This window comes from Bradyrhizobium lablabi, assembly GCF_900141755.1.
GTDB classification, from domain to species: domain Bacteria; phylum Pseudomonadota; class Alphaproteobacteria; order Rhizobiales; family Xanthobacteraceae; genus Bradyrhizobium; species Bradyrhizobium lablabi_A.
The window spans coordinates 1870800-1889916 of record NZ_LT670844.1 but is presented as its reverse complement, the minus strand read 5'-3'; the positions used below and the strand labels follow the sequence as shown (position 1 = coordinate 1889916).

Genomic DNA, 19117 nt, shown 5'->3' with positions numbered 1-19117 from the left:
AGCAAGGCGGGCAAGCCGTACATCGGAATCTTTGCGGCGCTGTTCGATTCAGGCTCCTCGACAACATCCCGTTCAGGCGGACGATCGGAGGAAATATCGCAGATCTGCGCCGTGTGGGGAAAGGCGGTAACGCTCTCCCGGCTCGAACCCCCGAAACGCGTCGGTGTCACGCAAGAGCTGACCTTGATCATCCCTCCATTCCGACAAAGGAAAATTCGCCAATGATCTCAGTGCTGCTCGAAACGAGAACATGTCGGAATACGCTTTGAACCAGAACAGCTTGCGGATGACTCTTAATCATCGGGTCTTCTGCTTTTCATCGGCAAGACGAGGCATGCCGCCCGACCACTGATTGACCACCGAAACCCCATCAACAAACGGCGATAAAGGTGGTCAATTACAAGCGAACTTCATTGTTTTTATTGAACTTTTCGACCGCTATTTACGTTCGGGACGCAGGGGTCGCAGGTTCAAATCCTGCCACTCCGACCATTGATTTATTGGGCTTTTTGCCTGTTTTCCCGGGCACATTCAAGGTTAACCGCGAAAACCTGGCTCTACCTTGATGGAATGGCACGTTGCCGCCGGCCCGACCTCAAACCATGCGCCCGGCCTCGATCATTATCGAGCGCGTCCAGGGGCCAACAAGCGGGACCGGCCCCCGCTTCTTGGGCGAAGCCCAGGCGTCCCAGCGGACTTCATTGCAACCTCACGTCTTCCGCGCGCTGGCCGGGTGAGGCATCCTCATGTAGACGCCGCCTCGCTCCAATTCGTCGAGCATTTGGGCAATGCGCTTTGTCCGGGTTTTCGCAGTACGCGCCCGATTGATCCAACCGATGTAGTCGTTGCGCTGGTAGTTTGGGCGGGCGTCGTAATGCCGGCGTAGCCCTGCGGTTTTCAGCGCCTTCGCAACGTCGTCTGGCATAGAATGGCGGGGTCGGATCACGTTCGTTGCTCTTCAGAACCTCAAGATCTGAAATATCCGGCAGCGCGATGTCCTGTCCACCCGCGAGCGAAACGGCGCCACGGTGCTGCTGGTCCAAACACCGCTCCGGCATCATTGGCTCTGCAGTTTGGCATCATTTGCATTGGAACCGGCGTCGTTTCCTGTGTAACAACGCGGGTCACCGCGTTTTAAAACAAAAAGTCATGGCGGGGAAGGAAACAGGGGATGTCACTCTCGAAAGAGAGCGCCCGGAGCGATCTTGATTCAAGGTCACTCGGGCCGGAGGCCGTGCTGCAAAGCGCCACCAGGAAAGCTGCCTTGCGCTTCGTGCCGCTGCTGACGATCGCCTATTTGTTCAACTACCTCGATCGGACCAGTCTCGGCTTCGCCGGTCTGACGATGAACAAGCAGCTCGGGCTTTCCGCCGGTCAGTTCGGTTTGGCCGCCGGCATCTTCTTCCTGGGTTATTGCCTGTTTGAAGTGCCCAGCAATCTGCTGCTCCATCGATTTGGCGCGCGGCGCTGGCTTGCGCGCATCATGATAAGCTGGGGCATCGTGTCGGCGGCGACGGTGTTTGTGGTCGGGCCGAACAGCTTTTATGCGTTGCGTCTGCTGTTGGGGATAGCGGAAGCCGGATTCTTTCCGGGAGTGACCTACTTTCTTTCCGCGTGGTTCCCGGCTCAGTACCGCACGCGGATGCTGGCCTGGTTCCTGATCGGGATTCCCTTGGCCTCGCTGATCGGCGGCCCGGTGTGCGGCGTGCTGTTGCAGATGGACGGCATCTGGGGTCTGGCTGGATGGCAATGGCTGTTTATCGGCACCAGCCTGCCGTGCATCCCGCTCGGCCTCTTGACGCTGCGCTTGCTCGCCGATCGGCCGGAGACCGCGGACTGGCTGAGCGCTGAGGAACGCGATGCGCTGCGTCACGTGCTTGCCACCGAAGTGCGGGACCGGCCGCACTCTTCATTGCTGGCCGCCCTGATCGATATCCGCGTGCTGATCCTTGCGGCGATCCAGTTTGGCTTTACGCTCGGGTCCTACGGCATCGGCATCTGGCTGCCTCTGATGCTCAGGGAATATCACCTCTCGACATTGGCGATCGGCTGGATCGCTGCGATTCCTTACCTGTTTGCCTCGGCCGGAATGATCTTGTGGGCACGCTATGTCGACCAAAGAGGCGGGCGCATCGTCAATCTGGCGATCACCTGTTTTCTTGGCGGCGCCGGTCTCCTCGCGCCGATCCTGTCCGGTTCGCTTGGCGTTGCGCTGATGGGGTTCAGCGTGGCTTTGGTCGGTGTAACCGCCGCGCGGGCAATTTTCTGGTCGATACCGACGCGATTCCTGACCGGCGTTGCCGCCGCCGGCGGCCTGGCGTTCATCAACAGCATCGGCACGGTTGGCGGTTTTGTCGGGCCCTCCATGATGGGCTGGTTGAAGGATTTCTCCGGCTCATATGTCGTCGGACTGGCCGCGGTCGCCGCGATCATGATCGCCGCAGCGCTCGCATCGATTTCGCTGAAATTCGTCCTGTCGAAGGAGTAGTGAGGACCGATGAGACGTCGGCCAAGGAGCGGCTCAGGCAGCTGTGCTCGCGAACACGAACGCGCCGGCACCGGCGATGCCGAGGCAGGTGCGGACGGCGTGGAGCTTTCCCCACTTGATGATCCGCGCGCGGGTCGCCGGTCCGGCATCCCGATCCGGCGTCGCCGCCAAGGCCTTGTTGTTCGCGCTCATCACCAACAGCGTGTACGGCCAATTGGCCAACATTAGCACGCCGCCGAAGGCCGCGGCGGGATGATGCTCCAAATAGAACGCGGCGAGCCCGAGCAGACCGGAAACCAGCGCCAGCGTTGCCTGCATTTCGAGGCCCTTGGCGTAGCTCGGCTTCCACTCCCTGAGCAGCGAAACGTCGTCGAGCGACAACCGCGCCGGCTGCTCCGACAGGTTGACATAGGCGGCCGCGCCCGCGAAGGCGGCGCTACTTGCAAGCGCAAGCGATGTCAGGATCATGGCCGTCCTCCGATCATCATCCGGTTTGCTCCAGCCGCGCCCGAAGCTGCGCGAGCACGGCCGCGGTGGTTTGAAGGGCCGCGCCGTCAATGCCTGCCGCGAGCGCGCTCGCCCACGGCTTTTGCAGACGCATCGCCGCCTCGAACAGCGCGCGTCCTTTTTGCGTCAGTGTCACCAGCTTGGCGCGCTTGTGGTGAGGGTTAGGCTGGAATTCGACGATGCCGGCCTTCGCAAGCTCGTCGGCGATCCGTTGCACGGATTGCCGCGTCAGGCCCATGTTGTTTGCGATATGCGCCACCGGCGCCCGTCCTTGCAGTAGTGCTACCGCGCCAAGCACCTGCCAGCGCGCGCTCGTCAAGCCGATGGGCCCGACCAGCGCATCGCCCGAGGCGATCAGAAGGCCGTTGAGCCGGAAAATCTCGAGCACGAGCTCGGTCAGCACGGCGGATTTGGGCGGTTTTGTCAACATGACAATATACTGTCGTTATGACAGCATTCTGTCAAGTAGCCATCAGAGGCCCGTCGCCGCCCCGGCTTGCCACTCCGACGCGCTTCACAAGCGCATATGTTCGTCGATCCGCGCGGCCGAACCGGCATCGACCGGCCCGGTATCGACCACTTCGCCGCGTTTGAACACCGCAAAGCGATCCGCAAGTCCAAGCACGAAGGCGAGATGCTGCTCGACCACCAGCATCGCCGTACCGCGATCGCGCCTGATAGCGGCGAGCACCTCGGCGAGCCGGTCAACCACGGAAGGCTGCAGGCCTTCCGCTACCTCATCGAGCAGAAAGAGGCGCGGCTCTGCGATCAATCCGCGCGCCACGATCAGCATCTTCTGCTCGCCGCCCGACAGCGTGCCGGCGCGCTGCGAAAGCCGCGCGGTGAGGACGGGGAACCAGCCGCTGATGTCAGCCAATCGTGCTTCAAAGCTGCGATCATCGACAAGCCCAAGCCGGAGGTTGTCGCGCACGCTGAGATCCTGGAACAGCGCCTGTTCCTGCGGCGCGTAAGCAAGCCCGAGCGCGCGCTTGCGAAACGGCGCGAGCCGCGTGACGTCGCGCCCGTCGAACCGCACCGCGCCTTCCCACGCCGGCAGGAACGCCAGGATCGTCTTCAGGAGCGACGACTTGCCCATGCCGTTCTTGCCGACGAGGGCGAGGATTTCGCCGGGAGCGATCTGCAGCGAGACCCCATGGACGACGGTCGAGCTGCCATAGCCGCTGGTCAAACCGCTGAGTTCGAGGGCGGCGGTCACGGGGTCACTCCGGTTGAAACGGGCGAATGTGCGCCGGTATAGATCTCGCGAACCAGCGGCGCATCCACGACTTCGGCCACCGGTCCATCAAGGGCGATGCGACCTTGATGCAATACGATGATGCGCGACGAGATCTGGCGTACGAAATCGAGATCATGCTCGATGATCAGCACGCACAGCCGTTCGCGTGCCACCAGACCCGTGAGAATAGCGGCAAAGCCTTGGCGTTCAGCGCGCGTCAGCCCTGCCGTCGGCTCGTCCAGCAACAGCACCTGCGGCTCGAGCGCGAGAACCATCGCCAGTTCCAGCGCCTGTTTCAGACCGTGACTGAGAAAGCGGGCCTCCTCGCCCAGCCGCTCGACCAGGCCCGAGTTCTCCACCACCGCGCGCGCCGCGGGCGGCAAGGCCAGCACCGGCGAGCAACCGATGAAGGACGGCCGTTCGCTCCGCACGCGTGCGATCCGCAGGCAATCACCGACGCTCAATGTCTCGAACACGGAGGCTGCCTGGAACTTGCGACCGAGGCCGAGAGCGACGATGCGGTCGGGCGCCAGACGGTTGATCGGGTGCCCCGCAATGCGCACGGTTCCTTCCGAGCGCTGGCGCCCATCTGCAAGACAGCGGATCAGCGTGGTCTTGCCGGCACCATTCGGCCCGACAAGGCTGACGAGCTCGCCCTGTCTTGCGGTGAACGATACGCCTGAAAGCACCGACAGACTGCCGAAATGCTTGGCGACGCTGGAAACCTCGACCACGATGTCGTTGCGATCAGACGCCGCGGCGGTGTGCGCCAAGGTGGCAAGCGTGACGGGGGAAGACGGTGTCGTTTGCGTCGACGCCAGACGGCGGCGCACCGCGGCGTTGAGTTCGCGCAAGCCGCCGAACAGACCGCCGGGCAACACGATGATGACGACAACGAAGGCGATGCCGACAATCAGCTCCCAGACGAATGGAAGACTAGAGGAGAGATAAGCGCTGGCGACCTCGATTACGAGAGCACCGACGACCGCGCCGACCAGGGATCCCCGCCCGCCGAGCGCGACCATGACCACGAGCTGGGTGCCAAAAACAAACCCGGCATTTTCGGGGGCGGCGACACCGGCGAAGGCGACATAACCGAACCCTGCCAATGCCGCGACGACGGCGGTAACGACAAGCAGCCCGATCCGCACCCGCGCCGTATCCAGTCCCAAATAGCTACAGCGTTCGTCATTGTCGCGCATCGCGCTGAGCACGCGTCCGGCATCGCTGGAAAGCATGATCCGGGCGACGACGACGGTGGCAACGACAGCCAGCCCGGCCAATCGAAACCAACTCTCCAGCGAGAGATCAAAACTCTCGAAGCCGACGAGCCCGCTGGAGGAGCCGGTGAACGTGCCACCCGAATACAGAATCTGGACCAGGACGATGGGCAGGACCAATGAGATCACGGACGCATAGAGCGGCGTCGAGCCCGGATAGAACGACAGCCAGCCGATGAAGGCCGCTATCGCAGCAGCCGATCCGACCGCCGCCGCGAGCGCCAACAACGCTTGCGATGGGCCAAAGCCGAATTGGGTGAAGGTAATCGCGACCGCATAGGCGCCAATGCCGAAAAAGGCGGATTGCCCGAACGTCAGCGTGCCGGAAAACCCCCACAACACGTCCACCGTGAGCGCTGCGATCGCGACGAACAAGGCGCGGATCAGGATGTTCAACGTATATGTGTCGAGCAGCCATGGGCCTGCGATGACCAGACCTGCCGCAACGAGGCCGGGAAGCGCGACATTGACGAGCGCGCGCGGCAAACGCTGCAAGGAGACCTGCGCCATCGGTTTGAGCGCGGAGCCGAGATCAGCCACGAGCGAATCCCTCCGGTCGCAACCGAAGCGCCACGGCGGCGAGCACTGCGATGGTCAACCCTCCGAGGATCGGGCTGATGAAGGTGGAGGCCAGTACCTGCAGCCCGCCGAGGACGAAGCAGGACAACGCCAGCGTCAACAGCGAGCCACCGGATACCATGACCAGCATGAAGGCTCCGATCAACCAGGCGAGCCCCATATTGGGATCGACGCTTGCCAGCGGCGTGATCAACGCGCCGGCGGCGGCGGCGAGGCCACAGCCGATCCCAAAGGTGATGAGACGGACGCGGGTGCTGTCAATTCCCAACGCCAGCGCCAAATTCTCGTTCATGATGACGGCGCGGGTCGAAAGACCAAGCCGGGTGCCGTTGAGCAGGCCCGTGAACAGGGCGGCGATAACGACCGCGGCCAGAACCAGCAGCAATCGATAGCGCGAATAATCCTCTCCCAGGAATGCCAGCGTGCCCGAGACTGGCGCCGGCACGAACTGCACCTCGCGCCCGAACACAAGCGTCACCAATTGACCGATAACGATGCCGAGCCCCCAGGTTGCGAGGATAGCGTCGAGCGGGCGGCGATAGAGCGGCCGCACGACGACGCGCTCGGTCAATGCGCCAATGATCCCGCCCGCGAGGAAGGCGAAAACGGGGGCGGTCACCGCCGGCAGCCCAAGCCGCGAGACCACCAGCGCCGTGTAGGCCCCGACGGTGACGAAGGCAGCATGGGCAAAATTGACGATCTTCATCACGCCGAACACAATCAATAAGCCAGCCGAGACGATGAAGAGGATCGCCGCCGTGGTGATGATGTCGAGGACGAGCGTGATCATGAATCAAGCACCATTTTTCAAATCGCGGCGGGAGGCAAAGTGTTGCTTCCTACCTCTGCTCCCGCCGCGACGTGTCGATGTCAGGACTTCAGGTTGGGGCACTGCGGTCCGGCATCGACATTGGGGAAGCTCTTGATGACTTTCACCGCGCCGTCAGGCTGCACCTGGCCAAGATACATCGTCAGAGGCGCATGATGTTGCTGCGACATCGAAATGCTGCCGCGCGGACCGTCCACCTTGACCTCGGCGAGTGCTTTCAGCACGGGAGTTGCGTCCGTGCTGCCAGCCTTCTCCACGGCGGCCTTGTAAGCGTACACCGCCTCGTATTCCGGCACCGAAAGATCGTTCGGGGTCTTCAAATCGGCGCCGAACTTCTTCTGCATGGCGGCCAGGAAGGCCTTGTTGGCGGCGCTGTCGATCCCCGTGACATAGGAAGCCGAGATAAAGATGCCGTCTGCATCGGTTCCCATGCCTTTGGCCGTGCCTTCGTCGACGGCGAGATTGCCATAGGGAATTGCGACGCCGGCGGCACGAAGCTGCTTGGTCAGCGTCACGTTCGGCGCGCCGCCGGCCGTCGACGTAATCAGGGCTGAAGGAGCCGCGCTCTTCAATTTGGAAATGATCGGCGTCCAATCGGTGCCGTCCATCGGCAGATATTCCTCGCCGACCACTTTGCCGCCGGTCTTCTCGATGTAGCCCTTGGTGAAGGCCAGCATGCCTCGGCCAAAGGCATAGTCCGAACCGATCAGGAAGAACGTCTTGGCGCCTTTTTCCTTGTTGAAGTAATCGACGATCGGCGGCACCTGCTGTTCGGGGACCCAGGCATTGACATACATGAACGGGCTGCAGGACTTGCCTTCGTAGAAAGACGTGTAGATGTAAGGCGTTTTGCCGCGCGTCACGATCGGCAAGGCCGCGTTGCGGGCCGCGCTCGTCTCCATCGAGATCAGCACGTCAACTTTTTTCTGGAACACCAAGCTATCGAAAGCCTTCTGGGCCCCGGCAGCACCGGAGGCGTCATCGGCAACTTCGAGCGCCAGCTTGCGCCCAAGCACGCCTCCCTTGGCATTGATCTCCTCGACGGCGAGTTCCGCCGACTGCACCACCGAAGGCGCGACAACGCTGTTGGCGCCGGAGAGGCCGACCGGCACGCCGATCTTGATGGGATCCGCGGCGAAACCCGGCGCCGCGAGGATCGTGGACATCGCAGCGGCGGCAAGCAGGGATGAGGCTGAACGAATAGACATCGTCATGGATCGATACTCCTTGAGGGTTAGTGAAACTTCCGAGATACGAGGCAAGGGTCAGTACCAACTGCGCTTCAAGCCGGAGCCGAGCATTTCGTCATAGACGTCGGAGCGGCGGTCGCGCAGAACCTGATTGAAGGCATTCCAATTGCGTTTGCGCCGGGCCTCGCCGAGATCGACCTCGGCGATGAGGATGTCTTCGCTGTCCCGACTGGCCGGCCCGGCGACAGGCCACCCGGTGTAACTGACGATCAGGCTCTGCCCCTCGAAGGGTTGCCCGCGCTCGATGCCGACACGGTCGGCACAGGCGATGAAGATCGAATTGCTGTGGGCGGCGCCCATGGCGAGAATGTTCGCCATCGCCTGCCGTCCTTCGGCCTGACCGGGTATCGGAACCCAATTGGTCGGTACGCAGACGATGTCGGCGCCCTGCAGCGCGCAGAGCCGATAGGTTTCCGGAAACCAGCCATCGTAGCAGATGGCAACGCCGATGCGGCCGATCGGGGTATGGAACACGGGGAAGCCCAGATTGCCGGGCTCGAAGAACAGGTTTTCCTCGTTCCAGAGATGCACTTTCCGGAACGTGCCGATGTAGCCTTCGGGACCGATCACGACGGCACTGTTGTAGAGGTCCGGACCGGAACGTTCGGTAATTCCCGCGACGAAATGCAGCTTGTGCCGGGCTGCTCGTTCCGCCCAGGCTGTCACAGTTGGACCGCCCGGGATCTGTTCGGCAAGACCGAACGCCTCTTCGCGGGAGGCAAACATATATCCAGTGTTGGCCAACTCCGGCAGAACGACAAGGTCGGCATGGCGGGCCGCCGCCCGATCGATCAGCTCCAGACTGTGCGCTACGTTCGCCGCAACGTCCCCGAAAGTCGGTTGCATCTGGACACAGGCGACGACGATCGATCCTGTTGCGGCACTGGAGGCGTGCAGGGTCACCGCGCAAAACTCCCTCAAGCGCAGAACAAAAAGCGCGCAAAACAAAAAACCCCCGATAGCGCCGTCAGGCACCAATCGAGGGCTACATAGCCAGATGTTGAAACGGCCGACCGGCCGCCGTGACGATCACCGGCTATAAGCCGGGTACCGCCAACGTTTGAATTACAGCAGCAACCCGATCGCAATGTCAATCTTGCGAGAGGACCGAATTATCAGCACGGATGATTAGGTATTGTGCAACCTCTCAAAGCCAGCCTCAACCCTCGCCGTTGCCGATGAGGCCGAGGCCGGTGAGCACGTCCTGGGCGCCGATGATGGTTGTGGCGACCTGCGCCATCGACAGCCGCTTCTGCGTTGCCTGCGACCGGATCAGCTCATAGGCCTCGGCTTCGCTGATCTTTTTTAATAGCACGAGGATCTTCACCGCCTTGTCGACATCGCGCCGCGCCTTCAGCGTTTCTTCGAGCTTCTGCACCTTGCCTTCGAGGCGGCGGGTATAGCCACGCATCGAGCGGGAAAGCACAAGGGACGAGAGAATACCGAAGGAGCGGATCGGCTTGTTGATGACGCCATGGGCATTGCTATCGAGCAGCCGCTTCAGCACCGTCGGGTTCTCATAATCGACAATGGCGACGAATGTCGGCCCATTTTCCGATGCCGAGGCGACGAAAGCCGGCGTCTCGGCAGTCTCGACCAAATGAAACACCGTATCGACGTCGTTGGGCAGTTCTGCCGGCGGCGGCCAGATGCCGCGCACATTGCAGCCGATACGCTTCAACTGGTCGATCAGTGCGTCGCCTTCCGTGTCGCGCGGGTGCACGACCAGGACGCGCGCGCCGCGCAGATCGTCCATTAGGCGGCGGATGCCCGGCTTCATGCGACCGATGCCTCGTCATCGATCCAGCGCCCTCCGAGAGGCGACAGCGCAAGATATGGATCGGGCTTGACCGCGGCTTTCGCCTCCCAGATCACGTCAAAATCGCCGTCAGCACGAACCCGCCCGATGCGCGGCGTCAGCCAGGTATGGTTGTTGTCCGGATCGATCTGGATCGGACCTTCCGGCGCTTCGAGCGCTAGTCCCAGCGCTGCCTCGACCAGCCGCTGCGTGTCCAGCGTTCCAGCTCGCTCAAGCGCCAACGCGAACAGCCGCACCTGGGCATAGGCGCCGGCGCTCCACATGCTGATAGGCTTGTCCTCCCCATAGGCGCGACGGAAGTTTTTTGCGAAACTCTGGTTGCTCGCCCCTTGCAGCGATCCGAAATAGGTGGCGGCCGTGATGTGCCCCGCGCACAATGCCGCGCCGATCTCGCGCACCTCGCCTTCCGCCATGGTCAGGCTGGCGATCGGCATCGATGCCGGATCGAGCCCGGCTTCGCGATACAGCCGATAGAACATCTGCGCCGCACGCCCGACGACGGTGGAAAACACCACGTCCGGTGCCTGATCCTTGATCCGCGTCACGAGGTCGCGCAGACGCAACTCTGTCGCATCCATGGCGACATAGACTTCGTCGACGATTTCGCCGCCATAGGACCCGAGCAGATCACGCATGATGCGGTTCGATTCCCGCGGATAGATGTAGTCGGAGCCGACCAGAAATACCCGACGCCCGTGGTTACGGACGAGGTATTCGGCGAGTTGAAAGCTGTTCTGGTTCGGCGAGGCCCCCGTATAGATGACGTTGGGGGAATATTCAAAACCCTCGTAGAGCGATGGATACCACAATAATCCGTTGCGGCGCTCGATCGCCGGCAGCACGGCCTTGCGCTGCGCGGATGAACTGGCGCCGAAAATCACCGAAATGCCGTCCTCGGTCAAAAGCCGATCGGCCAGCCTACGATAGGTCGCAGGCTCCGACTCCGGATCGTAGGCGACGACTTCAATCTCGCGCCCGAGGATCCCTCCGGCCTGATTGATCTCACGGATCGCCAGCGCCGTGCCGAGGAAATGCTCGGTCTCGGTGACCGAAGTTAGTCCGGTGCGGGAGAACAGCACACCTACCCGCCATGGATCCGACAAAGATGCAGTAGTGCTGACCATCCTCACGCCCTTCACCGAAAACCCCGCAATGGCTCGTCCTTAACAACCCTTGCTGGATCAGTCACCATTAAGTCGCCGCATCGGAGCAACGTATTGCGGTTTCGCCCGTTTTAGCGCGCAGCATCCTCCGGCGAACCGCTTTCGACAAGACCCCGGCCGATCGGGCCGGGCCGGGCGGGGCGGTCGCGGCATCTATCCATAAACTGGGACCCTGTGGGGCTTGAGCGCAAGCAGCAGGTATATGCGCCTTCGCCGGCAGATATGTTCCCCGAGCCCTGCGGCTTCGCTTCACACCGGGCGCTTCCAAACGACCGATAACGCAGATCGGTCCTGCCGGCTCCAGGCTTGTCACAACGCCGTGGAACACGTCAAACGCGGTTGCTTTATATGATGATAATCATCTAAGATAGGGCAAAGCGAGAATCCAAGGCGAGGCAGCATCCGTGATCGACAAACCGATTGCGATCGTGACAGGTGTCGGCCCCGGTACCGGGTCCGCGATCGTCCGCCGCTTTGCGGCCGGTGGATTTCGCGTCATCGCGCTGGCCCGATCGCCGGACCGTATCCGCGCGCTTGAGCGGGAACTCCCGGACACCCATGCGATGATCTGCGATGTCGCAAGCGAGGGCCATGTCGCTGACACAGTCGCCAGCATCCGAAAATCCTACGGCGCCCCTGACGTCCTGATCCACAATGCGGTGGGCGGCGGGTGGGGAACATTTCTCGAAATCGACCCCAAGATGCTCGAGCATAATTTTAGGGTCAATGTGATGGGCCTGTTGTATCTGGCGCGCGAAGTGGCGCCGGACATGATCAAGAAAGGCAGCGGCGCCATTCTCGTCACCGGCAATACCTCGGCCATTCGCGGAAAAGCGAATTTTGCCGGCTTTGCGCCGACCAAGGCCGCCCAGCGCATTTTGTCGGAATCGATCGCGCGCGATCTCGGGCCGCGCGGCATCCACGTCGCCTATGTGCTGATCGATGCCGTGATCGACGTGCCGCGCATGCGCGAACGGCTGCGTGAGGCGCCGGACGAGTTTTTCATCAAGCCATCCGCCATCGCCGACGAATTATGGCACCTTTATCAGCAGGACCGCTCGGCCTGGTCGTTCCTGACCGAGCTTCGTCCGTTCGCGGAAAAATGGTGAAGCCAAATTACCCTGAAAGAGGAAGCGATCATGACTGAACATGTGAAGACCGAAATAGAAGCAGGCATCATGACGCTGACGCTGGCGCGGCCTGACAAGAAGAACGCGCTGAGCAACGCCATGTACAGCGCGATGTCGGACGGGCTGGAGCGCGCGGAGAAGGATCCCGCCGTGCGGGTCGTTCTGTTTCAGGGCGACGGCGACAGTTTTACGGCCGGCAACGACATCTCCGATTTCAGCGCGCAGGCCAGCGGCAAGGATACCAGCGAGAGCCAGGCGCATCGATTCATCAGCACCATCAGCAAAGCCACACGTCCGATCGTTGCCGCCGTGCAAGGTAACGCGGCCGGCGTCGGCACCACGATGCTATTGCATTGCGACCTGGTCTATCTCGCCGACACCGCAAAATTGATGACGCCGTTCGTCAATCTGGCGCTGGTTCCGGAAGCTGCCTCGAGCTGGCTGTTGCCGGCGCGGATCGGGCACGTCCGGGCCTACGCGATGTTCGCGCTCGGAGAACCGCTCGATGCCGCAACCGCCTTGGCCTGCGGCTTGGCCAATGCCGTGGTGCCGGCGGCAGAGTTGCGCGCCAAGGCCCGCGCCGCTGCCGAAGCTCTGACAAAAAGGCCGGCAGGTTCGCTCAATCAGACAAAGGCGCTGATGCGCGATATGGACAGGATCGCCGCCCAGATTGGCCGCGAGGGCGCCTTGTTTCGCGAGCGCCTGCAGACCGGCGAGGCGCGCGAGGCGTTTGCGGCATTCGCCGAACGCCGCAAGCCTGATTTTTCCAAAGTCACGGGGTAGATCGCGCTTCGCGCCGAAGCAAACCCTAGAGGTCAGCAGGGAGAGCCAACATGGCGCCGGGTACCTGGCACAAGACCGCCTGCAATCTATGTTACGTCAATTGCGGCATCGAAGTCCTGGTGAATGAAGGGCACATCGAAAAAGTCCGGGGCGATCGGTCGAGCCCCAAATCACAGGGCTACCTCTGCAACAAGGCGGCGCGCATTCCTTATTATGCGCACCACAAGGACCGGCTCACCACGCCATTGCGCCGCCGCGCCGACGGCGGGTTCGATGCGATCACCTGGGATGTCGCGATCACCGAGATCGCCGAGCGGGTGCGCGACCTCGTCGACCGGCACGGCGGCAAGAGCCTGGCGCTCTATGGCGGCGGCGGGCAGGGCAACCACGCCGGCGGCGCCTATGCCAACGCGTTCCTGCGTGCGCTCGGCTCGCGCCACGTCTTCAACGCGCTGTCGCAGGAGAAAACCGGAGACTTCTGGATCAACGGTCACATGTTCGGCAGCCAGACCTGCCACACCGCCGAGGACGTGCACCATTGCGATCTGCTTTTCGTGATCGGCGCCAACCCGTGGATCGCGCATGGTTTTCCAAACGCCCGCGACCATCTCAATCAGATCCGCAAGGACCCGGCGCGAAAACTGATCGTCGTCGACCCGCGCCGGACCGAGACCGCCGAGATGGCCGATCTGCATCTCGCCGTCCGCCCGGGCGCTGACGCGTTCCTGCTGGGCGCGCTGCTCGCCACGCTGGTCCGGTCCGATCTCATCGACCATGATTTTATCAACGAGCATACGGTCGGCGTTGCGGAGGTCAGAGAGGCTCTCCTGGAGATTCCGGTCGAGGAATGGGCCGCCGCTGCTGAAATCTCGATGGCCGACATCGAGCGCTGCGCGGCGATGATCGCGGCGGCAAAAGCGATGGTGGTCCGCGTCGAGCTCGGCATCCAGCAAGGCGTCAACTCGACGCTGAATTCCTACCTGGAAAAGCTGCTGATCATGCTTTCCGGCAGTTTTGGCCGCAAAGGCACCAACCAGTTGCATAGCTGGCTGCAGCCGCTATGGGGCAACTCTCCCGGCCAGAAATTTGCGCCGACCGGCGATGAGGTGATAGCTGGCCTTCTGCCGCCGAACATTTTCCCGGAGGCCGTGCTCAGCGATCATCCGGACCGCCTGCGCGGCGTCTGGGTCGACAGCTCCAACCCCGCCAATACCGCGTCGAACACGAAAGCCGTCGAACGCGCGCTGCGATCGCTCGAGCTTTGCGTCGTGGTCGATGTCGCCATGACCGAGACCGCGCAGCTCGCGCACTATGTTCTGCCGGCGTCCTCGCAATATGAGAAGACCGAATTCACGCTGTTCAACTTCGAATTTCCGACCAATTATTTTCACGTCCGCGCCGGCGTCCTGCCGCCGCTCGAAGGCACTTTGCCGGAGCCCGAAATCTACACACGGCTTGCCCGCGCACTCGGCTATCTACCCGGCGACAATGCGCTGGCGCCGTTGCGGGAAGCGGCTAAGCGATCGAGGTCGGAATTCGCCGCGGCGTTTCGCGCCTTCATGGGCGAAAACCCCTCGGCGGCTTCGGTCGCCGCACTGGTGCTCTACCAAACGCTGGGACAAACGCTTCCCGATGGCACGGCGGCCGCCGCGCCCTTGTGGAACGCGGCGCTTTCCTGCGCCAAGCGGTCGCCGCAAGCGGTGCGGCGGGCGCTCGGCGCGCCGGACGATGTTGCCGATCAAGCGCTCGGCGATGCGCTGTTCGACGCCATGATCGCGACGCGGCAGGGCGTTGCGGTCACCCAGCATGAATATGACGAGGTCTGGTCCCTGATCGGCCATCCCGACCGCAAGATTCGCCTTGCGGTCCCGGGCATGCTCGAATGGCTCGCCCGTCTCGACCCCGAGAGCGCCGGCGCGCCGAGAGAATTTCCGTTCATGCTGGCGGCCGGGCAGCGGCGGATGTTCAACGCCAATCAGATTTTTCGCGATCCAAAATGGCGCCGCGACGATCCGGACGGCGCGCTGCTGATCAATCCTGCTGATCTAAGCGAACTCGGCGCCAAAGACGGCGACTGGATCGCCGTTGAATCCCCGGTCGGGCGCCTGATCGTCCGCTGCAAAACCGACGGCTCAATGCGGCGCGGCCAACTCGCGCTGCCGCACGGCTATGGTCAGGCGTATCCCACGCCAAGCGGCGAGCGCCTCACCAACGGGCCGCGGATCAACCTGCTCACCGAGAGCGGCAATCGCGACCCGATCGCCGGCACGCCTTATCACAAGCACGTCGCCGTACGGCTGTCGCTGCTGCCTGATCATGAGGCGGCGGTGCACCAGACGCGGTCCGAACGCATTCACGCAAGTGCTGCGGCGGGATAGGTAAGCACGGCGCGTCCGTTGCCCGCCGATACCGAAGGACCATGCCAGAGAATACGAACAGAGTTCCGCGGCCGTTTCTTTGAGCAGCGATAATGTCAAAAATGACATTATCAATTTGTGGCTGATACGCGATTAATCACCCCGTCGCTTCTTTCGTCTTGCGGCTTGTTCGCGCGAGGGACTAGCTTTGCTCCGTAAGCGAGGATCAACTTCGCGAGGAGCAAAGGGCCATGATAGATAGGTTCCATCAGTCTCTCGCCGCGGACCACAGCTCACTCAGCCGCCGGCATTTTCTAAAAACATCCGCCGCCCTTGCAAGCGGTCTGGCGATCACGCCCATCGCCGGCTCTCGCCTCGCGGCTGCCGCTCCGCTGAAGGAAGTGCGCTTCAGCGAAGCTGTCCATAACCTCGGTTACATCAACCTCTATGTCGGCATGCACGGCGGCGTCTTCGAGAAAAACGGCCTCGACATGAAGGTGAGCGCCGCCGGCGGCGACACCCAGACCTTCGCGGCCGTTCTCGGTGGGTCGGCGGATTTTGCGATCGGCGATGCGACCATGGCCCAGATTTCCCGGGAGAATGGCGGTCCAGGCGTTGTCGTCGGCACGGTCGTTCAGCGCGCGCATTATTTCGGTGTATCGAAAACGCTCAAGCCGATTACCGACCCCAAAGACTTCAAGGGCTTGAAAATCGTTACATCGCCCGAACCGAATACAAATTACAGCGTTGCGAAGCGGCTGTTGGAGAAAGCGGGCCTCAAGGTCGGCGTGGACGCGACCATCGTTCCGGTGAACCCAGGCACCGAAATTGCAGCCATGCTGGCGGGCCAAGCCGATATTGCGATTGCCTATCAGCCGAGCGTCGCTGCCGCCGAAGCGCAGGGCGCCAAGGTGGTATTCGATTTCTCAAGCTATATCGGACCTTTCTGCAACACTGGAATCATGGTGCTGCCCACGACGATCCAGAAAGATCCTGAGATGGTGCAGGCGCTCGTTACCTCGTTTGAGGAAGCCTCCCGCAAGACCTACGCCGATCCGGCATTCGCCAAGCAAGTTGCTCGCAAGGAATTTCCGGACCTTCCCGGCGAGGTCGTCGACAAGGCAATCGATGCCGAGCTCAAATATCTCATTCCCGCGCAATCCGTTGTTACCAAACAGGACCAGTGGAAAAATCTGATGGATATGCAGGTCTATCTGGGTAACGCGAAAGGCACGATATCCTTCGATCAGATCATCGATAACTCTTTTGCGGAAAAGGCGGTCGCCAGCCTCAAATGACCGGTGTAGTAAACGGCGCGCGCGTTGCCGGGGACGATGTTGCCGGAGCAAAAGCTGTTGCCGCGGTTCCGCTCGTCGTCCAGCATGTTGCAAAGAGCTATGAGGTTGACGGGCGAGTAGTTCCGGTCATAGGCGATCTCAGCCTAACGCTCGATCATAGCCAGATTGTCAGCATCGTTGGTCCTTCGGGTTGCGGCAAGACGACACTGCTGAACACTTTGTGCGGATTGCTCACGCCGGACCGCGGACGTATCAGCTGGTATGGGCGGGAAATTGCCGGCCAACCGCAAAATGTCGGCTACATGCTTCAGAAAGACCTGCTTTTGCCGTGGCGAACGGCACTCGGCAATGTGATGCTGGGTCTGGAAATCCGCGGCGTGGCGGCGAGCGAGGCTCGGGACCGCGGTCACGCAATGCTCGATCAGCTCGGGCTCCACGGCTTCGCGGCTCACTACCCGTCGACGCTCTCGGGCGGCATGCGCCAGCGCGTGGCGTTGGCGCGGACGCTGGTGAATGAGCCTGCCGTATTATTGCTCGACGAACCCTTCGCCGCGCTCGATTTCCAAAACAAGCTCTTGATCGAAAGCGACACTGCGAAGCTCGTTCGCGAGGGCGGCCGGTCGCTGTTGCTCATAACGCACGATATCGAGGAAGCCGTATCGCTTGCGGACCGCGTTATCGTGCTATCCAAACGGCCGACCCAGGTGAAAGCGGTCTACAATATTGCGCTCGGCATCGAGCGCACCGACATGATGGCGGCGCGCGATAGCCGCGATTTCAGCAAATACGTTCGGCAAATCTGGGCCGATCTCGACGTCGTGTTGCAATGACCGCGGATACTGAGCGCGGGATGGACCGCGCAACTCACTCGCCCGCACAAACGCCGGTCGCCCCCGCCATCCGGCGCTGGCGCAGGTTCCGCTCGGCGGCCATCGTTCTGGCGACACAAGTGGCGCTGCTCGCCGTGCTGCTCGGCTTTTGGGACCATCTGACGGCGAATAACAAGCAGGCGGCCTTCATGTTTGGATCGCCTTCGGCGATCGCCGGCTTCCTCGGTCAGATGGTGCGCGACGGCAGTCTGTGGCGCGATAGCTATGTCACTGGACTTGAGACCCTGCTCGGCTTTCTGGTTGGAAATTTCGTCGGCACCGTCGTCGGCCTCTCGCTATGGTACTCCCGGTTCGTTTCGCGCGTGGTGGAACCATTCGTCATCGCGCTCGGGTCAATTCCGATCATCGCTTTGGCGCCAATCATCATCATCTGGTTCGGCACCGGGCTGATTTCGAAGGTCGCGATGTCGACCTTGTCGGTCGTGATTGTCGCCCTGGTGACGTCTTACAAGGGCGCGGTCGGGGTTGACGCAGACCAGATCAATTTGATGCGGACGCTGGGAGCGTCGAAGTTTCAGATCTTCCGCAAGCTCGTGGTACCGGCCTCGCTCACCGATATTTTCGCCGGGCTGAAGCTGACGGTCGGTTTCGCGTTGATCGGCGCGATCGTCGGCGAATTCATGTCGTCATCCGAGGGGTTGGGCCATGCCATTTTCAAAGCGGGCTCGCTTTATATCATTCCAAAAGTCTTTGCCGCTTTGGTCGCAACGATCGCGCTGGCACTGCTGCTGACGTTTGCGGTCGGCAGGATCGAGCGTCTTCTTATGCCGTGGCGCCGCATCCATTGAAGCCCGGGCGAAGGTATCCTCGCGAATATTTGGCTGACGCTCGAGGTCGGTGGACGGCGCTCGGTTCGAGGCCATAGCCTTCGACGCCTGCGGGCTTTAGTTTCGCCATTTCGCCATGATCGATCTCTCTCCATCTTACAATCAGTAATTGTGGTCAGGACGGGCTGCGATTGCAATGGCTTCAATCCGAGTTAACCAAGCGGGAACGCAAGATTCTTCAGGCCCGCCCTGATGAACTCGCGGAACTCGCCTTATATTGGGTTCATTGTTTTGTTCTCGACCGCTCAAGAGGTCTCGGATGGCCCCCAAAGATATTTTGACCGCCGTCATGTGCACCGCCTTGCTGGCCTGGAGCGGCCTGTCGATGGCCGACGAATACCGTCCCGATCAGTTCCTTGGGCTCGATCTCCCGCAGGCCGTGTTGTCGCCAAAACCGCTTGGGCCGCCTTCCAGATTCGAACCGGTTCGGATCGAAGCAAAGGGCGATCGCCGCGGCGAGGGCACGCAGGCGAAGGCGGCACCGCAAGCCGAGCCCAAGATCACCATGCACCGGACGATAGTGGTGCATGCGCCGGCCGAAAAGCCGCGCGGCGCGGCGCGCGCCAGGCTCGCACGCCGGCATAGCAATCCGCTCGATGCGCAAGCGCAGGATACGCGGATCCAGGTCTGGCCGTGTACGTCCGGCGGCATATGCGACTGGAAGCGGTAGGCAATTGAAC

The 19117-nt window shown here is 61.9% G+C and carries 18 protein-coding genes; 8 read left to right on the top strand and 10 right to left on the bottom strand.

Annotation, left to right across the window (positions count from 1 at the left end; translation table 11 throughout):
* Positions 1-709: 709 nt before the first annotated feature.
* Positions 710-925 carry a YdeI/OmpD-associated family protein gene (locus B5526_RS08860; RefSeq protein ID WP_154071681.1) on the bottom strand — a complete coding sequence of 72 codons (216 nt, stop codon included), beginning with the start codon at positions 923-925 and terminating at the stop codon, positions 710-712.
* A gap of 246 nt (positions 926-1171) precedes the next feature.
* On the opposite strand from B5526_RS08860, the gene B5526_RS08855 reads away from it, so the two are divergent.
* On the top strand, positions 1172-2488 hold the full coding sequence (locus B5526_RS08855) for an MFS transporter (RefSeq protein WP_079537862.1): 1317 nt from the start codon (positions 1172-1174) through the stop codon (positions 2486-2488).
* A gap of 33 nt (positions 2489-2521) precedes the next feature.
* Here the strand turns inward: B5526_RS08855 and B5526_RS08850 are convergent, their stop codons facing one another.
* The 9 genes from B5526_RS08850 to B5526_RS08810 all read right to left on the bottom strand — a co-directional run bounded on the left by B5526_RS08850 (position 2522) and on the right by B5526_RS08810 (position 11113).
* Entirely contained in the window at positions 2522-2956 is a 435-nt protein-coding gene (locus tag B5526_RS08850) for a DUF1772 domain-containing protein (protein WP_079537861.1), read from the bottom strand.
* 16 nt (positions 2957-2972) lie between these two features.
* Positions 2973-3425: a MarR family winged helix-turn-helix transcriptional regulator gene (locus B5526_RS08845; protein ID WP_172842008.1), complete on the bottom strand. Its 453-nt coding sequence runs from the start codon at positions 3423-3425 to the stop codon at positions 2973-2975.
* Positions 3426-3509: 84 nt separating this feature from the next.
* Positions 3510-4211 carry an ABC transporter ATP-binding protein gene (locus B5526_RS08840; protein WP_079537860.1) on the bottom strand — a complete coding sequence of 234 codons (702 nt, stop codon included), beginning with the start codon at positions 4209-4211 and terminating at the stop codon, positions 3510-3512.
* Positions 4208-6022, bottom strand: a complete 1815-nt coding sequence (locus tag B5526_RS08835; RefSeq protein WP_079544812.1) for a branched-chain amino acid ABC transporter ATP-binding protein/permease — start codon at positions 6020-6022, stop codon at positions 4208-4210. The genes B5526_RS08840 and B5526_RS08835 overlap by 4 nt, the downstream gene beginning before the upstream one ends.
* Before the next feature lie 22 nt (positions 6023-6044).
* Entirely contained in the window at positions 6045-6881 is an 837-nt protein-coding gene (locus tag B5526_RS08830) for a branched-chain amino acid ABC transporter permease (protein ID WP_079537859.1), read from the bottom strand.
* Positions 6882-6961: 80 nt separating this feature from the next.
* On the bottom strand, positions 6962-8128 hold the full coding sequence (locus B5526_RS08825) for a substrate-binding protein (protein WP_079544811.1): 1167 nt from the start codon (positions 8126-8128) through the stop codon (positions 6962-6964).
* Positions 8129-8185: 57 nt separating this feature from the next.
* A complete protein-coding gene (locus B5526_RS08820) occupies positions 8186-9073 on the bottom strand; it encodes a nitrilase family protein (RefSeq protein ID WP_283807611.1) in 888 nt (295 codons plus the stop codon).
* 256 nt (positions 9074-9329) lie between these two features.
* The gene (locus tag B5526_RS08815) at positions 9330-9950 is read right to left on the bottom strand and encodes an ANTAR domain-containing response regulator (protein ID WP_079537858.1); all 621 of its coding nucleotides are present in this window, start codon (positions 9948-9950) and stop codon (positions 9330-9332) included.
* Complete coding sequence (locus B5526_RS08810) at positions 9947-11113, bottom strand: transporter substrate-binding domain-containing protein (RefSeq protein ID WP_079537857.1); 1167 nt, start codon at positions 11111-11113, stop codon at positions 9947-9949. Before B5526_RS08810 ends, B5526_RS08815 begins: the two co-directional genes overlap by 4 nt.
* A gap of 443 nt (positions 11114-11556) precedes the next feature.
* On the opposite strand from B5526_RS08810, the gene B5526_RS08805 reads away from it, so the two are divergent.
* From B5526_RS08805 to B5526_RS08775, 7 genes are all read left to right on the top strand, one after another.
* A complete protein-coding gene (locus tag B5526_RS08805) occupies positions 11557-12261 on the top strand; it encodes an SDR family NAD(P)-dependent oxidoreductase (protein WP_079537856.1) in 705 nt (234 codons plus the stop codon).
* 30 nt (positions 12262-12291) lie between these two features.
* A complete protein-coding gene (locus B5526_RS08800) occupies positions 12292-13065 on the top strand; it encodes an enoyl-CoA hydratase-related protein (protein ID WP_079537855.1) in 774 nt (257 codons plus the stop codon).
* A 50-nt stretch (positions 13066-13115) separates the two neighbouring features.
* Positions 13116-15443, top strand: a complete 2328-nt coding sequence (locus B5526_RS08795; protein WP_079537854.1) for a molybdopterin-dependent oxidoreductase — start codon at positions 13116-13118, stop codon at positions 15441-15443.
* Positions 15444-15673: 230 nt separating this feature from the next.
* Positions 15674-16720, top strand: coding sequence for an ABC transporter substrate-binding protein (locus tag B5526_RS08790; RefSeq protein WP_079537853.1), 1047 nt, complete (start codon positions 15674-15676; stop codon positions 16718-16720).
* Entirely contained in the window at positions 16717-17550 is an 834-nt protein-coding gene (locus B5526_RS08785; RefSeq protein ID WP_079537852.1) for an ABC transporter ATP-binding protein, read from the top strand. The genes B5526_RS08790 and B5526_RS08785 overlap by 4 nt, the downstream gene beginning before the upstream one ends.
* Before the next feature lie 20 nt (positions 17551-17570).
* Positions 17571-18398 carry an ABC transporter permease gene (locus B5526_RS08780; protein WP_244562234.1) on the top strand — a complete coding sequence of 276 codons (828 nt, stop codon included), beginning with the start codon at positions 17571-17573 and terminating at the stop codon, positions 18396-18398.
* A 298-nt stretch (positions 18399-18696) separates the two neighbouring features.
* On the top strand, positions 18697-19107 hold the full coding sequence (locus B5526_RS08775) for a hypothetical protein (protein ID WP_079537850.1): 411 nt from the start codon (positions 18697-18699) through the stop codon (positions 19105-19107).
* Positions 19108-19117: the final 10 nt, after the last annotated feature.